Consider the following 22118-nt stretch of genomic DNA (forward strand, 5'->3'; position numbering starts at 1 on the left):
ACATGAACAATTTCGAGAACTTTTACAACCGCATCAGGGATGCAAAGAACGCCTACGATGCCGCCAGGACAGAGGATGAGAAGAACGCTGCAAGATCCGCCTACAAGGCAGTCTGGGATGAACTTAAGGAGCTTGGCAGAGAAGCCTGCCGCCTTTTTAACGAGTACGAAGTTTCCCGGGACAGCGGCAACGATTACCTCGACATCAGCGAAGTGGTCTGGGACAACGAAGCGGCAAAGCTGATTGAAGCCATGAGGCAGAACGGAATCGAGAGGTTCACCTTTTCCTCCGGATGGAGTCACGCAGTGGAAACCGCATGGCTTTTCAAGGAGGCCGGATGCACCCTTGAGGGACTGGTTGAGATTAACAGCCGCTACACCGGATGGAACAGCGACGAACACGAAAAAGCCCACGGCTACCTTTTCCGAGTTGAGGGTTAAGAACGAACAGAATTAAACAGCAGGAGGTCGGAACAGGCCTCCTTTTTAACTCAAAAAAATAGTACAAAATCAGACACTTATTGACTTGCTATACCTTCGGTACAGAGCGAATATACAGTCATCGAGAACAACAACGGAGACTTAAAAATGAGCAAGATGACAGAAAGAGCAAGAACCTACAGATTACCGAATCCTTCCACTCCGGAGGATCTGGAATGCCGCTGGAGCAAGACCTTAAGATTCGGTGATAAGGTAATCCTGGCAGGTCACTACTACAACGGAGCAGGCAAGCCCTCCTACTACGGCGCGGTTTACGAGTTCCTCACCGAAGACACCGGCTGCGAGGCTGAGATCGGACTTCGCGAGGTAAGCGGCGTAGATTTCATGGATGAAGGCCATGCACTTGAATGGGCGATGAAGAACGCCAACAATTAGTACGGAGCTTAACGGCTCCTTTTTTATACCCAAAAGATCGCTTCGGCGGTCTTTTTTTATGCCTGTAAGGAGGTGAGCAGATGGCAATGCGGAAACTTAAAAAATACATCCCCACAAAGTTCAAGGCAAAGAAGTCCGTGTATGACAAGGATGCCGCCGACTACGCAGTGAACTTTATTCAGGCTCTCTGCCACACCAAGGGAACATGGGCGGGTAAGCCTTTTGAACTTATCGACTGGCAGGAGCAGATTATTCGAGATCTGTTTGGAACCTTAAAACCGAACGGCTACCGGCAGTTTAATACGGCGTACATAGAGATAGCCAAGAAGCAAGGAAAATCAGAGCTTGCTGCCGCTGTGGCACTGCTTCTTACCTGCGGAGATGGCGAGGAAAGAGCCGAGGTTTACGGCTGTGCCGCAGACCGCCAGCAGGCCACCATCGTATTTGATGTGGCTGCCGACATGGTGAGGATGTGTCCGGCTCTGAACAAAAGAGTGAAGATCCTGGCCTCGCAGAAACGCATCATCTACACCCCGACCAACAGCTTTTATCAGGTTCTTTCTGCGGAAGCCTACTCAAAGCACGGATTCAACATTCATGGCGTGGTCTTTGATGAACTGCATACTCAGCCGGACAGAAAACTTTTTGACGTTATGACCAAGGGCTCCGGCGATGCCCGAATGCAACCTCTGTATTTTCTCATCACCACTGCGGGAACCGACACTAATTCCATCTGCTACGAAACCCATCAGAAGGCTAAAGACATCCTTGAGGGCAGAAAGATCGATCCGACTTTCTACCCGGTAATTTACGGGGCTGCCGAGGATGATGATTGGACAGATCCGGAAGTCTGGAAAAAGGCTAATCCATCTCTTGGAATCACCGTCGGCATCGACAAGGTACAGGCTGCCTGCGAATCAGCAAGGCAGAATCCGGGTGAGGAGAACGCCTTCAGACAGCTCCGCCTCAACCAATGGGTAAAACAGTCCATTCGCTGGATGCCGCTTGAGAAATGGGATGGCTGCTCTTTTGCGGTTAATCCTGATGAGCTTGAAGGCCGTGTATGTTACGGCGGTCTCGACTTATCAAGCACCACCGACATCACCGCTTTCGTGCTGGTGTTCCCGCCGAATGATGAGGATGACAAATATTACATCATGCCGTTCTTTTGGATTCCGGAAGACACCATGGAGCTTCGAGTGAGACGAGATCACGTACCTTACGACGTATGGCATAAACAGGGATTTCTGGAAACCACTGAAGGCAACGTGGTGCATTACGGATACATTGAAAAGTTCATTGAGAACCTTGGCACCCGCTACAACATCCGGGAAATTGCCTTTGACCGCTGGGGAGCCGTGCAGATGGTACAGAACCTTGAGGGCATGGGCTTTACCGTAGTTCCTTTCGGCCAGGGCTTTAAGGACATGTCTCCGCCTACCAAGGAACTCATGAAACTCACCCTTGAGCAGAAGCTTGCTCACGGCGGTCATCCGGTTTTGCGCTGGATGATGGACAACATTTACATAAGAACAGATCCCGCAGGCAACATCAAAGCCGACAAGGAAAAATCCACCGAGAAGATTGACGGTGCAATTGCCACCATCATGGGACTTGATCGCGCTATTCGATGCGGCAATGACAATACCTCGTCTGTTTACGATGAACGTGGAATTTTATTTATCTAGGAGCATACATGAATTTTCTTAAACGCCTTTTTACCAGAAAGACGACCAACAGTCTCAACGGCTCCGGCTACAGATTCATGATGGGAGGCAGTACCTCCGGCAAACACGTCAATGAACGTTCAGCCATGCAGATGACCGCGGTGTATGCCTGCGTGAGAATTCTGTCAGAGTCCATTGCCAGTCTGCCGGTTCACCTTTACCAGTATGAATCGGAAGGCAACAAGGCCAAGGCGGTAAAGCATCCGCTGTATCGCATTCTGCATGATGAGCCGAATCCGGAAATGACCTCATTTGTGTTCCGAGAAACGCTGATGACGCACCTGCTCCTCTGGGGCAATGCCTACGCTCAGATTATCCGAAACGGCAAAGGCGAAATCATCGGACTGTATCCCTTAATGCCTAACCGCATGACGGTTGACCGGGACTCAAACGGTCAGATTATTTATCAGTATCAGATGCAGGACTCGGATGCTCATACAGGGAAAAGCGGCTCTGTGACTTTAAGGCCGTCCGAGGTGCTGCATGTACCGGGCTTAGGCTTTGACGGACTTGTCGGTTACTCGCCGATAGCCATGGCAAAAAATGCCATAGGTCTTTCGATTGCCACCGAAGAATACGGAGCAAAGTTTTTTGCCAACGGTGCAACACCGGGAGGCATTCTGGAGTTTCCGGGAACGGTGAAAAATCCTGAATCAATCCGCGAAAGCTGGAATAAAGGCTTTTCCGGCAGTAATGCCCACAAGGTGGCAATACTTGAAGAAGGCATGAAATACACGCCGATTTCCATCTCACCGGAACAGGCGCAGTTCCTTGAGACCCGTAAATTTCAGATTGATGAGATAGCGAGAATCTTCCGAGTGCCGCCTCACATGGTTGGAGACCTTGAGAAATCAAGCTTCAGCAATATCGAACAGCAGTCACTCGAGTTCGTGAAATACACCCTGGAGCCGTGGATTATCCGCTGGGAGCAGTCACTTAACCGGGCACTTCTCACCGAAAAGGAAAAGCCGGACTATTTCGTGAAGTTCAATGTGGACGGACTTCTTCGAGGTGATTACCAGAGCCGTATGAACGGTTATGCCATTGCACGGCAGAACGGCTGGATGTCAGCCAATGATATCAGAAGTTTAGAGCAGCTTGATCTCATTCCGGATGAGCTTGGTGGAAATCTGTATCTCATCAACGGAAACATGACCAAACTGCAGGACGCAGGAATTTTTGCAAACAAGGAGAACAACAATGAAGAAGTTCTGGAAGTGGAAGAATCAGACGGAGGAAAACGCTCCGACCCCGGAAAGAACCCTGTTCCTGAACGGCACCATCGCTGAGCAGAGCTGGTTTGACGATGACGTGACACCGCAGATTTTCAAAGATGAACTGATGAGCGGTTCAGGAGACATCACCGTATGGATTAACTCACCCGGCGGTGACTGTGTGGCTGCCGCTCAGATTTACAACATGCTGATGGAATATCCCGGTAACGTCACCGTGAAGATTGACGGCATTGCCGCCTCTGCCGCCTCGGTGATTGCCATGGCGGGAACCAGGGTGTGTGTCTCACCGGTCTCCATGCTGATGATCCACAATCCGATGACCTTTGCCTTTGGCAATACTGCTGAAATGCAGAAAGCCATCGACATGCTTGGGGAAGTAAAGGAATCAATCATCAATGCATACGAAATCAAAACCGGCATGAGCAGAGCCAAGCTTTCCCGTCTAATGGATGCGGAAACCTGGATGAATGCCAACAAGGCCGTGGAACTTGGATTTGCCGATGAGATTCTGCAGAGAGAACCGTCTTCCGAAAATGAAATGACGGAGGCTGCCTCTACAGCTTTCTCAAGGGCTAGTGTTACCAATTCACTGATGGAAAAGCTTTCTGCCCGATGTCGCATTGAGGCAAAACCAACTGAAACCAAAACCAACGAACGCTCCGTGGATGATTTGATGGAGCGTCTTAACCTTATCAGAAACTAGGAGAATTTATGACTACTGTAAATGAACTTCGCGAAAAGCGAGCAACCGCATGGAATGCCGCCAAGGCCTTTCTTGAATCCCGTCGTACCGACAAGGGAACTCTTACCGCAGAGGACGATGCTACCTACACCCGAATGGAGCAGGACATCACTGATTTAAGCAGGGAAATCGCCCGACTTGAACGCCGTGATGCTCTTGATGCCGAACTTTCCCGTCCGGTAAACACTCCCATCACCTCAAAGCCATCTGCTGCCGTTGGCTCTTCTGCTACTGACTCTGCGGTAAAGCGCGGCCGTGCCTCTGATGAGTATAAGAACGGCATGCTCAAGGCTCTCAGAACCAACTTCAAGCAGGTATCCAATGTTCTGCAGGAAGGTGTGGATGCTGACGGTGGTTACCTTGTTCCGGAAGAATACGACGATAGACTCATTGGTGTACTTGAAGAAGAAAACATCATGCGAACTCTCGGTAATGTAATCACCACCTCCGGCGAACACAAGATTAACATTGCCGCCACCAAGCCTGCCGCCGCATGGATTGAAGAAGGCGGTGCATTGTCTTTCGGTGATGCAACCTTTGCTCAGATTTTACTTGATGCCCACAAACTGCATGTTGCCATCAAGGTAACCGAGGAACTCCTCTACGATGCTGCTTTCGATTTGGAAAAATACATCATTACCGAGTTCGGCAAGGCTCTGGCCAATGCGGAAGAGGATGCCTTCCTTAACGGTACCGGTCGTGGTCAGCCACTCGGTCTCTTTGCTGAAACAGGTGGCGGTACTGCCGCACTTTCTGCCGCCTCAGTTAACGCAGATCACATCATGCAGCTTGTGTATGCATTAAAGAGACCGTACCGCAAGTCAGCATCTTTCATTATGCATGACAAGACCGTGGCTGCAATCAGACAGCTCAAGGACAACAACGGCATGTACCTCTGGCAGCCGGCACTGACTTCCGGAGAGCCGGACAAGCTCTTAGGCTACGACGTGTATACCTCACCGTTCTGTCCTGAAGGCAAGATTGCCTTTGGTGACTACAACTACTACAACATCGGTGACCGCGGTACCCGTTCATTCTCTGAACTTAGAGAGCTCTTTGCAGGCAACGGCATGATTGGCTTTGTGGCCAAGGAACGAGTGGACGGCAAGCTGATCTTGCCGGAGGCGGTACAGATTTTAACTATCACCGGCGGTAAGACCGTGAAACCATAAGGCTCCATAACGGAGCTTTTTTTATGCCTTCATCATTCTGCTGATGGAGGCTTTTTTGGAGTTTAGCTATGAGCATGACACTAAAGGAAATGAAGAACTATCTGCGTGTTGACGGTACCGAGGATGACACGCTTATCAGGAATCTTATCTACTCGGCTGAACGGCTGTGTCTTGATGTGCTGAGAGCGGATTCGACCAAAGTGCTCTACGACTCGAAGTACGGCAGAGCCGCGGTGATGTATGCCGTCAACTACATGTATGAGCATCGCACCGAGGCTGACTACCGGGCATTGACGCTTTCCCTCCGTGCCATGCTGTTCGGCTCAAGGAAGGAGGCATTCTGATGGAAACCGGAACGATGAATGAACGTATCAGAATTTATGAACCAAAGTCTGACGGCAATCAGACCTCGCTTGATGAGTATGAGCTTTCGGGGTCAGTCTGGGCGAACGTGAGACAGGTTACCACCCGTGACCAGATGCGTTCAGGCGTTGAGGTACAGAGCGGTCAGATTACCATTCTGATCCGCTACCTTGCAGGTCTTTCCGATGACTGTCTTATCGAGTGGAACGGCAAGTTCTACGGTATCGATAACCTGTCTCCCGACAGGCATAAGGGAGAAATTCTGCTTGGCTGCAGCTATTCGGGACTTAATGAAAATCAGAGGTTTACCACATGATTTCAATCAGTGAAATGAAAGCAAAGGTTAAGACTCTCGTTGAGGATCTCACCGGGCTGAAAGCTTACTTCGATTTGGTGCCGAACAACATCAAGACCGGAGTTCTGATTACCCGGCAGGCTACTGAGTTTTCCGGCAGAACTGTTGATGGCGAGGCGCACATTGCCCATCACGGCTTTGAGGTGTTTATCTTCTCGTTTCAAAGTGCAGAGGCCTGTGACGCTCCGACGGATAAGCTGGTTAATGCCGCTGACGGGAAATATTCAAAGGACTTCAGACTCATTATGGTAAACAGCATCACGCCTGCGGAGTATGACCCGGAGGTCGGATTCTGGGGCAATGTCATCAGCATGGAGTTTGTTGAACGATGACGATTGAAGTACATACAGACGGTGCTGACATTCTTGCTGAAAAGCTCAAGGGTCTGCCGCAGAAACTGCAGACTAAAATCAGCCGTGTGATTCTGAAGGAGGCGCTGAAGGAAACAGGAGCAAGAGAAGAACTTACGGGGTACATCGATACTCACTTCAAATCCCATACCGGAATCTACCGCAAGTCTGTATCCGGCATTAAAACCTCAAGAGTTCGCTCTGACCATAACCGGATTATTTCATACATACACTTTCTGCCGGTGAGCAAGGTTAAGGGCAGCAAGGAATGCAAAAAGGCTCATATGCCGCCAAAGACTCTGAACCACTGGCTTAATGCCGGTACCCGTGACCATGCTGTCGGCAAAGGCTCAAGTCTTGAAGGCAATAAAGTCATTCAGCAGCTTATCGCCAACAAATACCAGATTGCCATCAACAGAGCCAGACTCAATCTCGCCTCTGCCAAAACACAGAAACAGCGGGATAAGTACCAGGGCATGATTGAACGCAACACCAGTAAACTTTTAGCCGTTAAGGCTAAAGCTACGAAAAAAGCAAGCCAGCACGGCAGAAAGGTTAAGGGCATAACCGCCCGTCATTTTATGGAAGCCATTCAGCGCAGAGTGGACACAAACGCAGTTGCTATCGTGGTTCAGCAGGTTGAAACCTCGGTGGCAGATTTATTGAAATAGGAGAAAAGCCATATGGCACAACATACAGAACTTTATGATTATGAACCGAGAGAGCCTGTGCTTCTCGGCGGAACTCATTCCCAGTTTTCTACTGACGGCGGAGCTACCTGGACTCCTCTCAAGGGTGCGCAGGAGCTCGGGGATATCGGCGATATTGCAGAATCCGTGGAATGCACCACCATCGATGATGACAGAAAAGTTTACTGCGGCGGTTTGAAGGACTCCGCTGAAAAGGAACTCACTATCTACTATTACGATGATGACGCCGACCAGCAGGCTCTCATTGCTGCCGCCGAGGCACAGCAGACAGTTCGCATCCGCCATCAGTGGCCGAACGGTACCAGAGCTGCCTATGATTTGAAGCTTCTAGGCTATCAGATTATGTCCGGCTCTGCTGACGGCTTTATGCAGCTTAAGGTTTCCGGCAGACAGGCATCAGATGTTGTCTGGTCGAATGCCGATGATGAACAGGCTCAAAGCAATGAAAATGAAGGAGATTAACCATGTCTTATCTTGAACAGATTAAATCGTTGAAATTTAAAATCAGCAAGGTAACCGTTGACGGTGTGGACTTTTACCTGCGTGAACTTTCGGGCAAGGCTCGTATCGACTTTGAGAACGAGAAGGACTTACAGCTTCGCGTTCTCAAGATGATGCATGCGTCTCTCTGCGATGCTGACGGCAACCTCACCGAAAAGCCGGAGGACTTCAATGCCTTTATGGAATCCGTGCCGAACAAGGTGCTGAACGCTTTGGTTAACGCCTTCTCGGCTCTCAACATCACCAGCGAGACCAGCTTAAAAAACTAATCCGGGGCAGTTTTACTTTCAGACTGGCGGTGAGAATTGCCCGGGAAATCCACCGCCCAATCTCTGAAGTTCTGGAATATCCCACCACCGAGTTCAACTACTGGGCGGTGGTTTTTCAGGAGGAATACTATGAGGCTCATCCGAAAGAAAGGTACAAAGCCGGAATGACGGAGAGCGATTGTGCCAGAGAGGTTGAGAAGTTTAAACAAATGATGAACAAACGGTAGCGTTATTGATGTACGATTTATCAACAGATTAGGCATCAGATAACAGTTGAATTATTTGTTGATACTAGTTAAATTACTGACATATGAATAGTACGGCCAATTGTTCACAGGAAGTTCCGTCCTGTATCACGGATAAAAATTCAGTGCTGTGATAAAATGACAGCCGATGATGTTGAGTTCGGGGAGGTTAAAGTCATGGGAAGTATTCTGAATCCGACCATGGAAAACAGCTTTGAAACACTGGTTAATTTCAAAGATAAAGACATATTTGTTGATAAAACGGATTTTATAGAAAAGATGTCTGCAAAGATCAATGCAGATAAACGTTTTTTTGCCGTAACCCGTCCCCGCAGATTCGGAAAAACCGTAACGGCCCATATGCTTTTAGCCTATTATTCCAAAGGGTATATCGGCACAAAAATATTTGACGGTCTGCATATTGCTGATAAAGACAACTATGCTGAACATCTCAATAAATATGATGTTATTTACATTGATATGAATACCATCGACGGATTGTTTGATGGTTATTCAGGTCAGAAACAGAAAGTCGAAGGTGTTAATGATCTGGTTGACTATTTCGAGTATTCAGTAATTAAAGATTTAAAATCGAGTAATGAATTTTCAAAATGTCTTGAAAAGCATCAAATTGGAAATATGGGACTTCTGGAAACTTTACTTGCAATCACCCAAGATTTAAATACCAGATTCATTTTTATTATGGATGAATGGGATCTGGTATATCGTGAATACCGTGATGACGAGGTTTTGCAGAAGAAATTTATCAAACTGTTAAAAAATCTGTTTAAATCTGATGGCGGTAAAGCTTGCTTTGCCTTAGCTTATCTCACCGGTATTCTGCCAATCAAAAAATACAATTCCCAATCAGCATTGAATGGCTTTGATGAATATAACATGCTCTCTCCTGGGGATTATGCTCCTTACTTTGGTTTTACGGAAGATGAGGTAGCCAACATTGTAAAATCGCCTAATTGTAAAGTTTCACATCATGATTTAAAGAGCTGGTACGAGGGTTATAAAATCAAAGGTGTGGATATTTACAACCCTAACTCTGTGTGTAAGGCAGTAACTAGAAATGAATGTATCAGTTACTGGAGCGGAACTTCGTCCAATGAGGAATTTGTACGTTTGATCAATATGGATTTTGACGGCATAAAGGAAGACATCATCAATTTAATCGAAGGTGATGAAGTTACTTTCAGCTGTGCCAATTTCCAGAATGATATGGTAACCATAAAAGATAAAAATGATGTCTTCAGTCTTCTGGTATGCCTCGGTTACCTTGGATGTGCCGAAACAAAAAATCAATATCGTAAAGTTGCCTATGTTCCGAATGCCGAAATCAAAGCAGTGCTGATGGATATTGTCAGAGAGCAGAACTGGTATGAACGAATGGAAACCATCAGACGTTCAGAAAACCTGCTCAAAGCTATCAAGGAACTTGACGGAACAACCGTAGCCACAATTATTCAGGATATTCACAATTCTCCGGCTGTAGCTCTGCTCGACTACAATGATGAGGAATCTCTTACGTATTGTGTGATGACCGGTCTTTTATGGTCAACTCTTGATGATTACAGCTATCACCGGGAAGATCAGGCAGGAAAGGGGCGTGTTGATTTAGTGTATGAGCCGATAACAAGGAGACAGCCTCTTATTCTGATTGAATTTAAGTATGATGACTCTGCCGAAGAAGCCATTAAGCAGATTAAGGAAAAAGAGTATTTCAAACGCTATGCCGGACAGTACAGAAATATCATACTTGTCGGAATAAATTTCAGCACCAAGACCAAGGATCACCAGTGCCTGATTGAAAAACTGGATAACTAATTTCACAACCAAAACCATTTCCCATGAAGGATCTCCTAACCGAGATCCTTTTTTTATTTTCAGGAATTTCAAATGAACGACAGCACCATCAGGCTTTCAGCCGACACGTCAGCTCTCTCGGATTCACTCTCCAAAATTGCCGAGGAAATGACTGCTATGAAGGACGCTGTTTCCTCCTCGGCTGCTGCCATGGGTGCAAACCTTGATGCCTCGGCAAAACAGGCAGAGGCTACCAATGCCGCAATTCACGGACTTGATGACAGCGTTAAGACCGTAACCGACTCCATCAACGAGCAGACCAAAACTGTTACCGACCTCGGCACACAGCAAAGTAAGGTAACAAAGGAAATCAGCAAGGCCTTAAATACTCAGAATACCCAGCAGAAAGACGCCAACACCACTCTTGCCGAGCAGAAGAAAATCATGCAGGAGCAGGAAGCTGAAATCAAAAAGGTTACCAAGGCTGTGGATAATCAGACCGGAGTTCTGCAGAAAAATGCCGGTGGCTGGAAAATGCTGATGACGGGTTTTGCCATCAAGTTTGCCTCTGAAGTTGTTGATGGTTTTAAGAGCATCATTTCCACCGGACTTGAGGCCTCTCGTGTTTACGAGGACATGACGGCAAGACTTACACCTCTCGTGGGTGATTTGGAAACTGCTCAGAAAACCTTCTGGAGCCTTAACGGTCTTGAGGATGAAACAGCAACTGCCACCGATAAACTCGCTAAAGCCTTTGTGGATTTAGGTAATAACGGACTAACCAATTCCAATGAGCAGCTTAAGACCTATGCCACCATTGCTCATGGTACAGGTAGAGACATCAACACCTTAACTGATGCGGTTATTGCCTTCTCGCAAGGCTCTACCAAGGCACTAAGGCAGTTTGGCATTACTGCAAAGGACAACGGCGATACCATTTCTCTTACCTACAAAGGCTCAACCACTGAGATTGAAAAGAACAGCAAGGCTCTTGATGAGTACCTGAATCAGCTTGCTAGAAACAACTTTGACGGAGTGCTGGAAGTCAAGCTCAACACTGTATCTGCCGCCACCGGAAGACTGGATAACGCCTGGGGAACTTTCTGCACCAGACTCATGCAGTCAAACGGCGGTTTCGGTGAACTCATCATCATGGGTAATGACTTTCTTGCCAATACCCTGAACGGTATTTCTGAATGGCTGGACGACCCTGCGGTAATTGAGTGGTTCCACAATCTTGCAAAAACGGTACGTGAGACTTTCGAGGGAATACGCACCGCATGGGATAGCGTGAAGGACTTTTTCAGCGACACCCTTGAGCTTATCGGTGTTGAGATGAAGGACGGAACCGGGAACTGGAAACTTTTCTTTTCAAACTTTTTTCAGTTTGCTCAGATTGGCCTGCTGCAGCTCAGTCAGAAAGTCGGAGAGCTGTGGGATAACACCATCGGTTATCTCAATGCCATAGGTGAAGGTATCGGAACCTCTCTTTCCGGCGGAACATTCTCCGAGGGCTTTGATTTTGCCCGTGAGCGAACCAAAAGAGAGGCAGAGGAAACCGCAAAAATCTATAAGGCCACCATTGCCGGAATCGAAAAGAACATCACCGAGTCGCAGAACCGCATTGCCGCTGAACGGCAGAGAATTGCGGAAAAGTATCAGAACAAGCCTGTGGGTGAAGGAACTCAGTCTGTTGACGGCTTGAGGATTGGTGCAAATAAAGACTCAGGCAAAGGAAAAAGTGGCGGCGGTGCTCTCTCCAAATCGGCAGAAGCCCGTGATACCTGGACTCCGTACTACGAGCAGATTTTGGAACTCGATATCCGCTCAAAGGGAGAATTAGAACAGCTCGAATGGGAACATGCCAGGAAAATCAGTGAGTTTAATGCCGTTATAGCAGAGAACACAATAATTTCCGAAACCGAGAAAAACAATGCTCTGCTCATTCTTGAACAGGACTATCAGAAACAGAAAGCTGAAATTGAAAAGTCGGCCATGGACTTCATCAATTCTCTCAATCCCGAGGATGAGGAGATTGTCAGATTGCAGGAAAGTTACGGCAGAAAGCTTGAAATGCTGGAGCAGTACCACAATGACAGACTGATTTCCGAGGAAAACTACCTGCAGGCGCATACGGCTCTGATGGAACAATACACCACAGAATCGACTGCGGCCAAACAGAAAAAACAGTCCGAAGATTTGAAGAAAATGATGGAGCCTTACGAGAAAATGGCTGATGCCACCATTTCAATTTCCGATGCCTTTGATGATTTGTCTGCCAATATGAACGAATCCTCCGGTGCCTATAAGGCCTTATTTGCGGTTCAGAAAAGTTTTGCGGTAGCCAGTGCCACCATGGATGCGGTGCAGGCATGGATTAAGGCTTTAAATGATCCGACAGCAGTTACCTGGCCACAGAAACTAGCGAACTATGCATCCGCTGTTGCCACCACATCCTCCGCCATTTCCCAGCTTACCTCGGTTTCCATGCACGATAAAGGCGGTCAGATTAAAGCCGGTGAATGGGGTATCGTCGGTGAGTACGGACCGGAGCTGGTGCAGGGGCCGATGAGCGTGACTTCCCGAAAGGAAACTGCTGAACTGGCACGTTCTGCCATTAACGGAGGCTCGGGAAACGGCTGCAATGTATGTGTGAACCTTTACGAGAATTCTGAAAAGGCAGGAACCGTTGAAACCCGCGGTGATGATGAGCAGAGAATCGTAGATATCTTTGTGGCCGACATCCGTCACGGCGGTTCAATGAGCAAAGCTCTGCAGAGCACCTTCAATCTCAGTCGAATGGGAGCTTAATCATGCAATTTTATCCTTCTTATCTGCCGCCTCCGCAGCAGAGAGGCTTTAACTACAAAATCAAACCCAACATCATCAGAACCCAGATGGCAGACGGCCATGTTCGGCAAAGGCTGGTTAATACCGGAACTCCTCATGAGCTTTCCGTAAATTTCATTTTCAGTGATGAAGAATACCGGAAGTTTATGGCATGGTACCGAAAAGACATCAACTACGGTCAGGACTGGTTCTACATGCCGGTGCTGAATGAATACGGCAGCACTGATTCACTCTGCAGAATACAGAATGGCGAACTCTCTGCCTCGCTTAACTGCGTTAACAACAATGGTCCGTTATGGTCGGTGCAGTGCCGCCTTGACGTAGAACCGGGAATTGGCGGTGATGAGGTATGGATTGATCCGGAAGGCTGGGATGAGCTTTATGCCTATATCTGGGTTGCTTATTACACCAATTACGAGTGGCCGGGGATTAAGCTCAAAAAGAATAGATTCGGCTATTACGTTTTTAACCTGAATCTTCTCAAAGGTTATCCGTATGACGGGTATGTGGAATTCAACGATAACAACGGCAATTCCACCTGGAGTTTTTATTCCTACGAAATCGATGACTGGTGTGGCCGCATTATCAAAGTCAAGCCGGATTCTGAAGAGGTGGAATACCTTTCATGGTTTAACTAAGGACGGAAAATGCTTTATTCACTTGAAGAAATCTATGCCAGCGGTGGCAGACTGCCGATTGTTACTCTCACCATTGCCAATGAGAGCACCGGAACTCTGCGTTATGTGCTGGGTTACGAAGACATGCAGCTCTGGGGCAATACCTATGAAAAATCTGCCTTTACGGTTTCAATGCCGGAAAGGTCTGACAGCGGCTTTTCCGATTTATCCTTCGGAGTTGACGGAGTCAGCGGTGAAGCCTACGAGTATATGAAGCGGGTTATCGAAACTCAGACAACCACCTACATCACCGTTACCCAGTGGCATTATGAATATCACGACAAGCTTTCTGAACTGACGCTCACCATCACCGGCGGACGCATCACCCGGGAATCGGCAACTTTCACCGCATCCTTCTGCGATATGCTGAATCTTGAGTTTCCGCGTCTGCGCTATACCGCATCAAATGCACCGGGGCTTAAGTATGTGGCTTAACCATTATCTTCTCATCAGACATACACCGAACGGCAGAAAGTATCCGTTCCTCGACTGCTGGGGACTGGTCTGCGAGTTCTACCGCCGGGAGCTGGGCATAGAACTTGACGACTATACGGATTTCAGCATTCGGGAAGGGTTCAAGAAGGAAAGATCCTGCTTTTTTGAAATTGACCCGCCCCACTCCGAGTTCGGTGACGTGATTGCATTTTTCAGGCATGGTCTGATCTTCCATGTAGCAGTGTATCTTGGCAAAGGTGAAATGCTACACACCGGACTTAACCGTCATTGCCGGGTGGAAAAGATCAGATCAATGCAGTTTGTTGAAACAAGAATCTACAGGCATACCAGCCTTCCAAAGAGAAAAAATGAAACTTGAAATTGTAACCAGAGAGGACTTGAGCAAGGTTCTCGAGCAGTTAGATCTGCCTGAATACAGCGGAAGTCTGCCCGCTCTCCTGAAAAGTCAGATCACATCATACAATCCGACATTAAAACCATATCTGTCGCTTTACGTTAACGGCAGAAAGGTAGAACAGACTGAATGGCAGCACACCTTTATCAGTCGTGATGATCATTTAAAGTTTGTCATTGAACCCGGAGTAACCGGTACAGCCATTGCCGCTATCATTTCCGTGGTAGTTGCTGTGGCTTCTGCCGTTTATGCCATGGTGAGCATGAACAAGCTGGGCAAGCACAATCAGAAGGATTCCAAACAGGGAAACTCCATCTATGACGTGAATGTTCAGGGCAACAAAGTAAAACTGATGGAAATCATCCCGGAAAACTTCGGATTCTTCAAACGCTACCCTGATTACCTTGCAGACAGACATGTGTTTTACCGCAACAATACTCTGTTCTGCGACATGATTTTATGCCAGGGTATCGGCTACTACGATTACAAATCCGACCACTCAGACATCTACATCGGCGAGACTCCCATCAGTGAACTCAAGGGCTGTGCGGCTCACATTATCGAGCCGGGAATAAAGATTACCGCAGAGAATTCTCCCGAAGACAAGTCATGGTACTGCTGGTATTCCTCCACCGAGGTCACCCAAAGCGGCCATACACTTAAAAGCGGGCAGGGCAAAATCGATACCTCCTCAAAGGATGGTGTAAATCTTGAGTTCAGTGGTAAGACCTTCTCAGGTTTTTCCTATCAGAGTTTTTCCCACGGTTATGGCGGCTGCTCCGGTGGCGGGGTTGATGTTCACCGCATCAGGAAAACCTTCGATTTGAAATGGGCAGACGGAACCATATTTGAGCTTTCCGGGGTTACCAATACCCGCAGAATAAGCACAGAGATTGTTTCTGCAAGCTCTGATGAAGGAATAACTGTTATTACAGTGAAAAAGGACGCTCTCATTCAGGATTTCAGCTATCTCCGGTCAAGGCAGACTGAAGTTCAAACTGCTATTGATGAGGAAACCGGTGAGGAGACACAGACCGAGGTGATTGTAAGAAACGGTGATTATGTCAGAGTTTCCTTATCGGCAATAACATCAGTCACCTATGACACCATTCCTTCCGGCTCAAGCGGAGGAAAATCTGTCACCGAGGAGGAAAGCAACGACGTGTCTGCGCTCTGTGAAATCCTGGAGATAACCGCTGACGGTGACAATGTTACGCTGAAGTTCGACAGTTCGGATTTAACAGTTCCTGCCTTCCCGGATACAGTTGAACCGTCTCAGCCCTACACAAAGATTACCGATACGGCAAATCGGCTGGCAGGCTCTGTGTTTCAGCCCATGCCTGCGGATTATCCGTATGACGATAACGGCTTTTATGAAATCGTGAGTTTCAGAGATGGCACCTATACGGTTAAGAGACTCAATGACAGCTACGGTGAAATCGCTGACTGGCCGGGGTTCTTTTCCAGCGGAATCAATCAGGAAAACACTGTCTTTACGTTAATCAGCGGTCAGGCAAGTGACGGCGGTTACGTTGGACCTTACCGGGCATGTCCGTATGGTGCGGTATCAAACATCTTTGAACTTGATTTCTCTCTGCCGTCAGGACTTGGAAAACTCAACGATGACGGTGATTTTGAGAAACTCACCATCACCATTCAGATTGAGTACCGCAGAGCCGGTTCGGATGATGAGTACACGGTGATTGAGAAATCATGGACCAACAGTACCAACGACCAGCTTGCCGAAACCATCAGACTTGAACTTGATGCAGCAGACAACTATGAGTTCAGGGTTCTCAGAACCTCAAAGGAGGACGGCTCAACCCGGGCTCTCGAGGAAATCAAATGGACCGGACTTAAAAGCGTCATCAGCACCATTGACCGGTATGACAACATGACCGTGCTCATCTGCAGGTTTAAAGGCAATGAAACCTTATCCGAGCTTTCCGAAAATCAGCTCGCCACTTACTGGACAAGAAAACTTCCTGCTCTGGGGTATTCAGATAATCTGCCGCTGACGCCGACAAGGGATATTGCTCCGGTGGTTCAGTACATTGTACGGAAATCCAAATACCGCAATATCCTTGATGTCGATACGCTGATGGAGTTTGATGAACTGTGGCGGTCACAGGGACTTGAATGTAACGGCTCCATCGACAGTGACAGCACGTTACTTGAAAGTTTACGCGATGTGCTCAACTGCGGCTTTGCAGTTCCGGTGGTTCGTGACAACACCTTATCGGTTAAGAGGCTTCATGCCGGAGCACAGCCTGTGCAGATTTTCACGAAAAGCAATATGACCTCAAGTCCGGTGATCACTTACTCTCTGCCCAAGGACGATGACATAAACGAAGTGGTGGTAAATTTCACCTCTCCGAAAACCTATAAGACCGAAACGGTGTACTGTCACACTGATGATGAAGGAAACAAACGCATCACTGATTATCCTGAATCTGACAATCAGGAAAGACTTGATGCCTGGGGCGTAACCGACAGAGAGCATGCCATTGCTCTCGGTATGAGGCGACTTCGGTATCTTAGAAATACCCGGGTAACCTATGACATCAAAACCGAACTCAACGGACTCAACTGCAATTTCAACGACCTTGTGGGACTGGTGCTGGATGAGAATCTCTCGAACATCACCGGAAGGATAACCGCAATTAACGGTCAGAACATCACTACTGATATCGAGATTCCGGAAGACTGCTGGGACGGAGTTATATACATTTCAAGGAAGGACGGCTCTTATGGTGAATATACCTTTTACCGCAATGACAGCCATTCTCTCTATTTAGACAGTTATCCAGATATCTACTGGGACAGTGAGTTTGGCAAGTCTCTCGAATATCCGCTCTTTGCCATCGGAGAGTTACAGCTCTGCTGGGTTACGGCTGTTAAACCGGAAAGCAATAACAGGTGTTCGCTCAGTCTCATCAATTACTCGGAGGACATTTTCAGAGATGACATTAAGGAGAAAAACCAATGAAAGCATTTGTAGTTCTTGATGAGGGATATATCAATCAGGCGGTGGTATCCCTCAGCTCATTTTTCAAATACAACCGCATAGAGCTCATCATTTATGCAGAAAAAGGCACAGACCTCGAGCGGGTTCTCGCCGTAGTGCCGGAAGAACTGGTGGAGGTTCGCTACGTATCTTTTCCGCAGCATGACCTTTTTGCCTCTGTAGGCGGTAACAGACTTATGGTTCACCGCAGTGCCGTACCTGCTATCGCACAAAGGATTATAGCTCTTGAGGAAGTTTCTGCAGAAACCGACTGTGTCCTGAACTTTGATTTGGACACTCTGTTTCTCGGCTCGGTGGTTCCTCTTCTTGAGGAGATTACGGCAGAGCATAAATCCGGCATCTTCGGAGTCAGCGAACGGGAAAACCGGGACAAGTGGATGAAGCAAATGAAGCTTAAGGAAATCGTGAACACTCCGCTGTATTTCAATACCGGACTTATGTGCTACAAGGCAGACTGCAAAGGACTGTATCAGAAGTTCATCAAAACGATTGAGGAAAAAGGCAACTTCATGTACTGCCCGGAGCAGGACTTTGTGAATCTTCACTTCAGGAAAAAGCATCGGCTTTCAGGTGAGTTCAATGCCATCTGGTTCAATCCGGGGTACAAGGAAATGGCTCCGCTGATGGTGCATTACCTCTCAATGGAAAAACCATGGAACAGGTTCATCTACCTTGATTTCCGGGCTTATGCCTACTGGCAGAAATACCTCTCTGCCTGTGAACGGGTGGAAGGATATCTTGACCGGGAGTTTCTGGAGCGGGTGCGAAGTAACGTAAGAAGAGTTAAATAACAGGCGGCTTAAAGGTCGCCTTTTTTATTGGAGAAAAAAACATGAGAGAGCTTTGGAATATGCTCCAGGCAATGTTTACGGGAATCGGCGGATGGCTCGGTTACTTCCTTGGCGGTTGTGACGGCCTCCTGTATGCCCTGATTGCCTTTACGGTGATCGACTACATCAGCGGTGTGATGTGCGGGATTGTTGACGGCAAACTGTCGAGTTCCATCGGCTTTAAAGGCATCTGCCGTAAGGTGGTTGTCTTCATGCTCGTTGGCATTGCCAGCATTCTGGATACGAGGATTTTTCAGACCGGAAGTGTTCTGCGTACAGCGGTAATTTTCTTTTACCTTTCAAACGAAGGTATCAGTCTTCTCGAGAACGCTGCACATCTCGGTCTGCCGATACCGAATGTGGTCAGAAAGGCATTAAACCAGTTACACGATAAATCAGAAAATAAGGAGAATGAAAATGGGAAATAGTCCATTAGTGAGTTTTACAAAATTAAGTCCGAACCATTCCGGTAAAAGGACTCACACCATTGACCGCATTACACCTCACGCTGTTGTCGGTCAGCTTAGTGTCGAACGAATCTGCGACTGCTTTAAGGACAGAAGCAGACAGGCAAGCTGCAACTATGCCATCGGTGCTGATGGCAGAATTGGACTTTGCGTTGATGAGCAGAACCGCTCCTGGTGCTCATCATCAAGAGATAACGACCAGCGAGCAGTTACCATCGAGTGCGCATCAGATCTGACGGAGCCTTACACCATGAAGCCGGAGGTGTATGCCGCCATGGTAGATCTGTGCGTTGATATCTGTAGAAGGAACGGAAAGAAACGACTGCTGTGGATCGCTGATCGGGATAAGGCTTTAATCTATGAGGTTAAATCTGACGAGATGTTGCTGACGGTTCATCGCTGGTTTGCTCGAAAGAGCTGTCCCGGAAACTGGCTATTCGGGAAGTTGGGCGATTTGGCTCAGAAGGTAGATGCTATTTTGAAAAATGTTACATAAGTTTGGGTGTATCTAATGATAGTCCGTGAACTTATACTTTTGAGCGTCGAGATAACATTTGTTACTGCAGAGTGTTATCAGAATTTTCTTTTCGTGTCAATTTGGTCATGTGGCCTAAGGGAATATTATGACGGAAGATAGAAGTGATTTAGACCTCGAAAGTATTTTGGGGGCTTGTACGCAACAGAGGCAACCCAATCTAGTATGGCCGTTCGGACGTAGGGATGATGGTACTTTCAAACCAGCAAATGCTATGGACGTAGATAGTCTCAAAAAAGGCATTGAGCTTTTGGCAGAAGGTGTAACGAAAACAGTATTTGGCCTTGGGAGTATTTGTAATGCACTGAATGGTGGAATTCCTGAAGCGGATTTTAAGGAATCTGTACGTAAGGGGATTACCAAGTCTGTTACTGATGTGGTTCTCCGTACTGAAACAAAGTCTATGCCATCATCACCACATAAGAGGTTAGAATCGGTAACTCCAGGTACTATACCAAATCAGGATCATGAACCATACGGTGAGAATGACTGATCTTGAGTAGGGGCTTTATTTAATTGTTTTTTCAACAATATTGAGTTCCTTGCATGGAATGAGTAATGAAAGGAACTCAGTAAAGAAATAGGTTTATGAGTATGAGCACAATTAAAATACAAAAATTTATGATTACTGTAGATCAGCCCATTCTTTTGGAAAATCTTGTCGCCGCTAAAGAATTTATTTACACAGAGGACAGGGAAGATATTGTGGCACAATTCAAGGGAAAGAATCTTTCTGTAACTGAATACAGTGGGGATAACATTGGTTTGCTGTTAAATTCAATAAAAGAGGAAGAATGTGAATACGTAATTCTAGAGGTGGCTGGTGATTATCATCTTGAACAACTACATTCGTTGATGCAGTGTATACAAAAAAGTTGTACCAACGATGCTAATTTTATAACTAGTATTTCTGAAAAGTCAGACGGTTCAATTATTTGCACTTGCATCAAGACCTGTGCTCCTCTGATGGAGTTTTCAAAAGAGAATCCATCTCCATTAGAAGAAGACTTACATAAGTTGCTAGACATGATGGGATGCCATACAGGTAGACAACTTTTATATAGTCATCATTCATATCACATGCAGTCACTTAAATTGAAGCAATGGAAACAAGACCATAAGGATGCAGATTCAGAAATCATGGCAGCCATTGATCAGATGCTGTCTTGTTTAACGGCGGAGAAGTACCGTCAACATATAAAGGAAAGTTTTTACAATAAAAGTTTAAATAGTGTCGACCAGTCATGTTAAGTCGAGGTAAAAAATGTGTATAGGTAACATAACAAATTTGTCGCTAATCTCGGATGTGGTATCTGAAAGTAATGAAATAAATGAATTAAACGATGTTTTTAAGAGAATATTTGAGAATAAAAGCATAATATCAGTTGGTTCGTTTATTCGTAAAATTAATGTAATGATGGTCAACTTATGTAACGTTGTAGATGACTTATGGGTTGTCGTAATTAAATTTGATGATAAAGCCAGAAAATTCAGTTTTGTAATAAAAGCAGTTTCAAAAGGAATTATCTATGAAGTTGTATGTGCACTCGATGCTGGTGTTAATTTCGATAATTCCATGCTAATGGTGCATCGTTCGTTTAATCGTGACAAAATCGCCAAGCATCCGGTTTCGTACTTGAAAGCCAAAATTTTTTCTACTGTCGATACGTTTATATTGAAAAAATCGTGTCTCAATAATGAATGTATTGCTGAGTGGAATATGTGTAAAGTTAAGAGACCTTGGTACAAGCGATTATTTGGGACTCCCCGTTCTGTATTAAAAGACATTGTTATAGTTAATTCTGAAGTATTGGAATATAAACTATAACATATACATTAAAGCAAGTAGGAAATAATCGAAAGATTATTATCTATTAAGCTTCCTATTTAACCTGAGAAAATAAGTAATGAAATATATCTTTTTCTTTATGTTTATCGTTTTTGCAGGAATGGCTGTTTTCATTGCCTCAGAGCGTCCATACCTGCTTGAGCGTTGGTTCCCTTCAGACGAGACAAAGGCTCAGTTGAGAGCGGTTGGGAAATATTGTTCTGCTAAATCAAGTGTGGAGGGATTAATCGCAGAGTTACCATTCTTGGAAGATGCGAATTTACAGTTGAGTCAGCTGGAGTTTGAAAAAAAACGCATGAAACAGTGTGGTTACCCATTTAGGCAACCGGACAATGTAGCACAACAAAAAAGCTTTGACTGCAATACAAAGTTAGTATTAGGTCTTAAACCGTCTTTTTAAGGCTTCAGGGATTCTTGACAAAAGTGCTGGTGAATCCGTACCATATCGCACACAAAAATCGTGATGTGCTGAAGGAATTTGCAATGGAAGCGAAGATCACAAATAACAATCTTCCTGCTAATCAGCACGATACTGACACTTCCAAACTGGACAACCTTTACTCGTTAATCGAAAAACTTACATCAACCATTCAAGAGCAGACCTCAACCATTCAGAAGCAGACTTCAACCATTCAGAAGCAGACTGAAGCCTTTCAAAATCAAGCCAAAAAAGTTG

At 46.4% G+C, this 22118-nt stretch carries 25 protein-coding genes and 1 pseudogene; all 26 read left to right on the forward strand.

What is annotated here, in order from left to right; genetic code table 11:
• Positions 1-2 precede the first annotated feature (2 nt).
• Complete coding sequence (locus F557_RS0103335) at positions 3-440, forward strand: DUF7698 family protein (protein ID WP_019000842.1); 438 nt, start codon at positions 3-5, stop codon at positions 438-440.
• 147 nt (positions 441-587) lie between these two features.
• A complete protein-coding gene (locus F557_RS0103340; RefSeq protein WP_019000843.1) occupies positions 588-875 on the forward strand; it encodes an Nmad4 family putative nucleotide modification protein in 288 nt (95 codons plus the stop codon).
• Between the two features lie 80 nt (positions 876-955).
• On the forward strand, positions 956-2563 hold the full coding sequence (locus F557_RS0103345) for a terminase large subunit (RefSeq protein WP_019000844.1): 1608 nt from the start codon (positions 956-958) through the stop codon (positions 2561-2563).
• Positions 2564-2571: 8 nt separating this feature from the next.
• The gene (locus tag F557_RS0103350) at positions 2572-3891 is read left to right on the forward strand and encodes a phage portal protein (RefSeq protein ID WP_019000845.1); all 1320 of its coding nucleotides are present in this window, start codon (positions 2572-2574) and stop codon (positions 3889-3891) included.
• On the forward strand, positions 3803-4540 hold the full coding sequence (locus F557_RS0103355) for a head maturation protease, ClpP-related (protein WP_019000846.1): 738 nt from the start codon (positions 3803-3805) through the stop codon (positions 4538-4540). The genes F557_RS0103350 and F557_RS0103355 overlap by 89 nt, the downstream gene beginning before the upstream one ends.
• An 8-nt stretch (positions 4541-4548) precedes the next feature.
• Positions 4549-5751 (forward strand): phage major capsid protein, encoded by a 1203-nt coding sequence (locus tag F557_RS0103360; protein WP_019000847.1) that lies wholly within the window; start codon positions 4549-4551, stop codon positions 5749-5751.
• A 68-nt stretch (positions 5752-5819) separates the two neighbouring features.
• Complete coding sequence (locus F557_RS0103365; protein ID WP_026297728.1) at positions 5820-6095, forward strand: head-tail connector protein; 276 nt, start codon at positions 5820-5822, stop codon at positions 6093-6095.
• Entirely contained in the window at positions 6095-6430 is a 336-nt protein-coding gene (locus F557_RS0103370; RefSeq protein ID WP_019000849.1) for a phage head closure protein, read from the forward strand. Before F557_RS0103365 ends, F557_RS0103370 begins: the two co-directional genes overlap by 1 nt.
• Positions 6427-6801, forward strand: a complete 375-nt coding sequence (locus tag F557_RS0103375; protein WP_019000850.1) for a hypothetical protein — start codon at positions 6427-6429, stop codon at positions 6799-6801. Before F557_RS0103370 ends, F557_RS0103375 begins: the two co-directional genes overlap by 4 nt.
• Positions 6798-7490, forward strand: a complete 693-nt coding sequence (locus F557_RS0103380; protein WP_019000851.1) for a hypothetical protein — start codon at positions 6798-6800, stop codon at positions 7488-7490. Before F557_RS0103375 ends, F557_RS0103380 begins: the two co-directional genes overlap by 4 nt.
• A gap of 12 nt (positions 7491-7502) precedes the next feature.
• Positions 7503-7991, forward strand: coding sequence for a hypothetical protein (locus F557_RS0103385; protein ID WP_019000852.1), 489 nt, complete (start codon positions 7503-7505; stop codon positions 7989-7991).
• A 2-nt stretch (positions 7992-7993) separates the two neighbouring features.
• Complete coding sequence (locus F557_RS0103390; RefSeq protein ID WP_019000853.1) at positions 7994-8299, forward strand: hypothetical protein; 306 nt, start codon at positions 7994-7996, stop codon at positions 8297-8299.
• A 383-nt stretch (positions 8300-8682) separates the two neighbouring features.
• Entirely contained in the window at positions 8683-10377 is a 1695-nt protein-coding gene (locus tag F557_RS0103400) for an AAA family ATPase (protein ID WP_019000855.1), read from the forward strand.
• Between the two features lie 72 nt (positions 10378-10449).
• Entirely contained in the window at positions 10450-13167 is a 2718-nt protein-coding gene (locus tag F557_RS0103405; protein WP_019000856.1) for a tape measure protein, read from the forward strand.
• A gap of 2 nt (positions 13168-13169) precedes the next feature.
• The gene (locus F557_RS20945) at positions 13170-13844 is read left to right on the forward strand and encodes a hypothetical protein (RefSeq protein WP_019000857.1); all 675 of its coding nucleotides are present in this window, start codon (positions 13170-13172) and stop codon (positions 13842-13844) included.
• 9 nt (positions 13845-13853) lie between these two features.
• Positions 13854-14318, forward strand: coding sequence for a DUF1833 family protein (locus F557_RS0103415; RefSeq protein WP_019000858.1), 465 nt, complete (start codon positions 13854-13856; stop codon positions 14316-14318).
• Positions 14308-14697 carry an NlpC/P60 family protein gene (locus F557_RS0103420; protein ID WP_019000859.1) on the forward strand — a complete coding sequence of 130 codons (390 nt, stop codon included), beginning with the start codon at positions 14308-14310 and terminating at the stop codon, positions 14695-14697. Before F557_RS0103415 ends, F557_RS0103420 begins: the two co-directional genes overlap by 11 nt.
• Entirely contained in the window at positions 14687-17722 is a 3036-nt protein-coding gene (locus F557_RS0103425; protein WP_019000860.1) for a host specificity factor TipJ family phage tail protein, read from the forward strand. The genes F557_RS0103420 and F557_RS0103425 overlap by 11 nt, the downstream gene beginning before the upstream one ends.
• On the forward strand, positions 17719-18552 hold the full coding sequence (locus tag F557_RS0103430) for a glycosyltransferase (RefSeq protein WP_019000861.1): 834 nt from the start codon (positions 17719-17721) through the stop codon (positions 18550-18552). Before F557_RS0103425 ends, F557_RS0103430 begins: the two co-directional genes overlap by 4 nt.
• A 41-nt stretch (positions 18553-18593) precedes the next feature.
• A complete protein-coding gene (locus tag F557_RS0103435; RefSeq protein ID WP_019000862.1) occupies positions 18594-19019 on the forward strand; it encodes a phage holin family protein in 426 nt (141 codons plus the stop codon).
• Positions 19009-19554, forward strand: coding sequence for a peptidoglycan recognition protein family protein (locus F557_RS18645; RefSeq protein ID WP_019000863.1), 546 nt, complete (start codon positions 19009-19011; stop codon positions 19552-19554). Before F557_RS0103435 ends, F557_RS18645 begins: the two co-directional genes overlap by 11 nt.
• Positions 19555-19681: 127 nt before the next feature.
• A complete protein-coding gene (locus F557_RS0103445) occupies positions 19682-20086 on the forward strand; it encodes a hypothetical protein (protein ID WP_019000864.1) in 405 nt (134 codons plus the stop codon).
• A 101-nt stretch (positions 20087-20187) separates the two neighbouring features.
• The gene (locus F557_RS0103450) at positions 20188-20844 is read left to right on the forward strand and encodes a hypothetical protein (protein WP_044142593.1); all 657 of its coding nucleotides are present in this window, start codon (positions 20188-20190) and stop codon (positions 20842-20844) included.
• Between the two features lie 13 nt (positions 20845-20857).
• Complete coding sequence (locus F557_RS0103455) at positions 20858-21421, forward strand: hypothetical protein (RefSeq protein ID WP_019000866.1); 564 nt, start codon at positions 20858-20860, stop codon at positions 21419-21421.
• A gap of 79 nt (positions 21422-21500) precedes the next feature.
• The gene (locus tag F557_RS0103460; RefSeq protein ID WP_019000867.1) at positions 21501-21842 is read left to right on the forward strand and encodes a hypothetical protein; all 342 of its coding nucleotides are present in this window, start codon (positions 21501-21503) and stop codon (positions 21840-21842) included.
• Positions 21843-21925: 83 nt separating this feature from the next.
• Positions 21926-22118: pseudogene (locus F557_RS22570) on the forward strand (hypothetical protein); the annotation flags it as partial.

Origin of the sequence: Succinimonas amylolytica DSM 2873 (assembly GCF_000378405.1) — a bacterium.
In the GTDB taxonomy this organism is placed as follows: Bacteria; Pseudomonadota; Gammaproteobacteria; order Enterobacterales; family Succinivibrionaceae; genus Succinimonas; species Succinimonas amylolytica.

Coding starts and splice junctions, on each gene's coding strand:
- F557_RS0103335 (WP_019000842.1), top strand. CDS start 3: ATGAACAATTTCGAGAACTTTTACAACCGCATCAGGGATGCAAAGAAC.
- F557_RS0103340 (WP_019000843.1), top strand. CDS start 588: ATGAGCAAGATGACAGAAAGAGCAAGAACCTACAGATTACCGAATCCT.
- F557_RS0103345 (WP_019000844.1), top strand. CDS start 956: ATGGCAATGCGGAAACTTAAAAAATACATCCCCACAAAGTTCAAGGCA.
- F557_RS0103350 (WP_019000845.1), top strand. CDS start 2,572: ATGAATTTTCTTAAACGCCTTTTTACCAGAAAGACGACCAACAGTCTC.
- F557_RS0103355 (WP_019000846.1), top strand. CDS start 3,803: ATGAAGAAGTTCTGGAAGTGGAAGAATCAGACGGAGGAAAACGCTCCG.
- F557_RS0103360 (WP_019000847.1), top strand. CDS start 4,549: ATGACTACTGTAAATGAACTTCGCGAAAAGCGAGCAACCGCATGGAAT.
- F557_RS0103365 (WP_026297728.1), top strand. CDS start 5,820: ATGAGCATGACACTAAAGGAAATGAAGAACTATCTGCGTGTTGACGGT.
- F557_RS0103370 (WP_019000849.1), top strand. CDS start 6,095: ATGGAAACCGGAACGATGAATGAACGTATCAGAATTTATGAACCAAAG.
- F557_RS0103375 (WP_019000850.1), top strand. CDS start 6,427: ATGATTTCAATCAGTGAAATGAAAGCAAAGGTTAAGACTCTCGTTGAG.
- F557_RS0103380 (WP_019000851.1), top strand. CDS start 6,798: ATGACGATTGAAGTACATACAGACGGTGCTGACATTCTTGCTGAAAAG.
- F557_RS0103385 (WP_019000852.1), top strand. CDS start 7,503: ATGGCACAACATACAGAACTTTATGATTATGAACCGAGAGAGCCTGTG.
- F557_RS0103390 (WP_019000853.1), top strand. CDS start 7,994: ATGTCTTATCTTGAACAGATTAAATCGTTGAAATTTAAAATCAGCAAG.
- F557_RS0103400 (WP_019000855.1), top strand. CDS start 8,683: ATGACAGCCGATGATGTTGAGTTCGGGGAGGTTAAAGTCATGGGAAGT.
- F557_RS0103405 (WP_019000856.1), top strand. CDS start 10,450: ATGAACGACAGCACCATCAGGCTTTCAGCCGACACGTCAGCTCTCTCG.
- F557_RS20945 (WP_019000857.1), top strand. CDS start 13,170: ATGCAATTTTATCCTTCTTATCTGCCGCCTCCGCAGCAGAGAGGCTTT.
- F557_RS0103415 (WP_019000858.1), top strand. CDS start 13,854: ATGCTTTATTCACTTGAAGAAATCTATGCCAGCGGTGGCAGACTGCCG.
- F557_RS0103420 (WP_019000859.1), top strand. CDS start 14,308: ATGTGGCTTAACCATTATCTTCTCATCAGACATACACCGAACGGCAGA.
- F557_RS0103425 (WP_019000860.1), top strand. CDS start 14,687: ATGAAACTTGAAATTGTAACCAGAGAGGACTTGAGCAAGGTTCTCGAG.
- F557_RS0103430 (WP_019000861.1), top strand. CDS start 17,719: ATGAAAGCATTTGTAGTTCTTGATGAGGGATATATCAATCAGGCGGTG.
- F557_RS0103435 (WP_019000862.1), top strand. CDS start 18,594: ATGAGAGAGCTTTGGAATATGCTCCAGGCAATGTTTACGGGAATCGGC.
- F557_RS18645 (WP_019000863.1), top strand. CDS start 19,009: ATGGGAAATAGTCCATTAGTGAGTTTTACAAAATTAAGTCCGAACCAT.
- F557_RS0103445 (WP_019000864.1), top strand. CDS start 19,682: ATGACGGAAGATAGAAGTGATTTAGACCTCGAAAGTATTTTGGGGGCT.
- F557_RS0103450 (WP_044142593.1), top strand. CDS start 20,188: ATGAGCACAATTAAAATACAAAAATTTATGATTACTGTAGATCAGCCC.
- F557_RS0103455 (WP_019000866.1), top strand. CDS start 20,858: ATGTGTATAGGTAACATAACAAATTTGTCGCTAATCTCGGATGTGGTA.
- F557_RS0103460 (WP_019000867.1), top strand. CDS start 21,501: ATGAAATATATCTTTTTCTTTATGTTTATCGTTTTTGCAGGAATGGCT.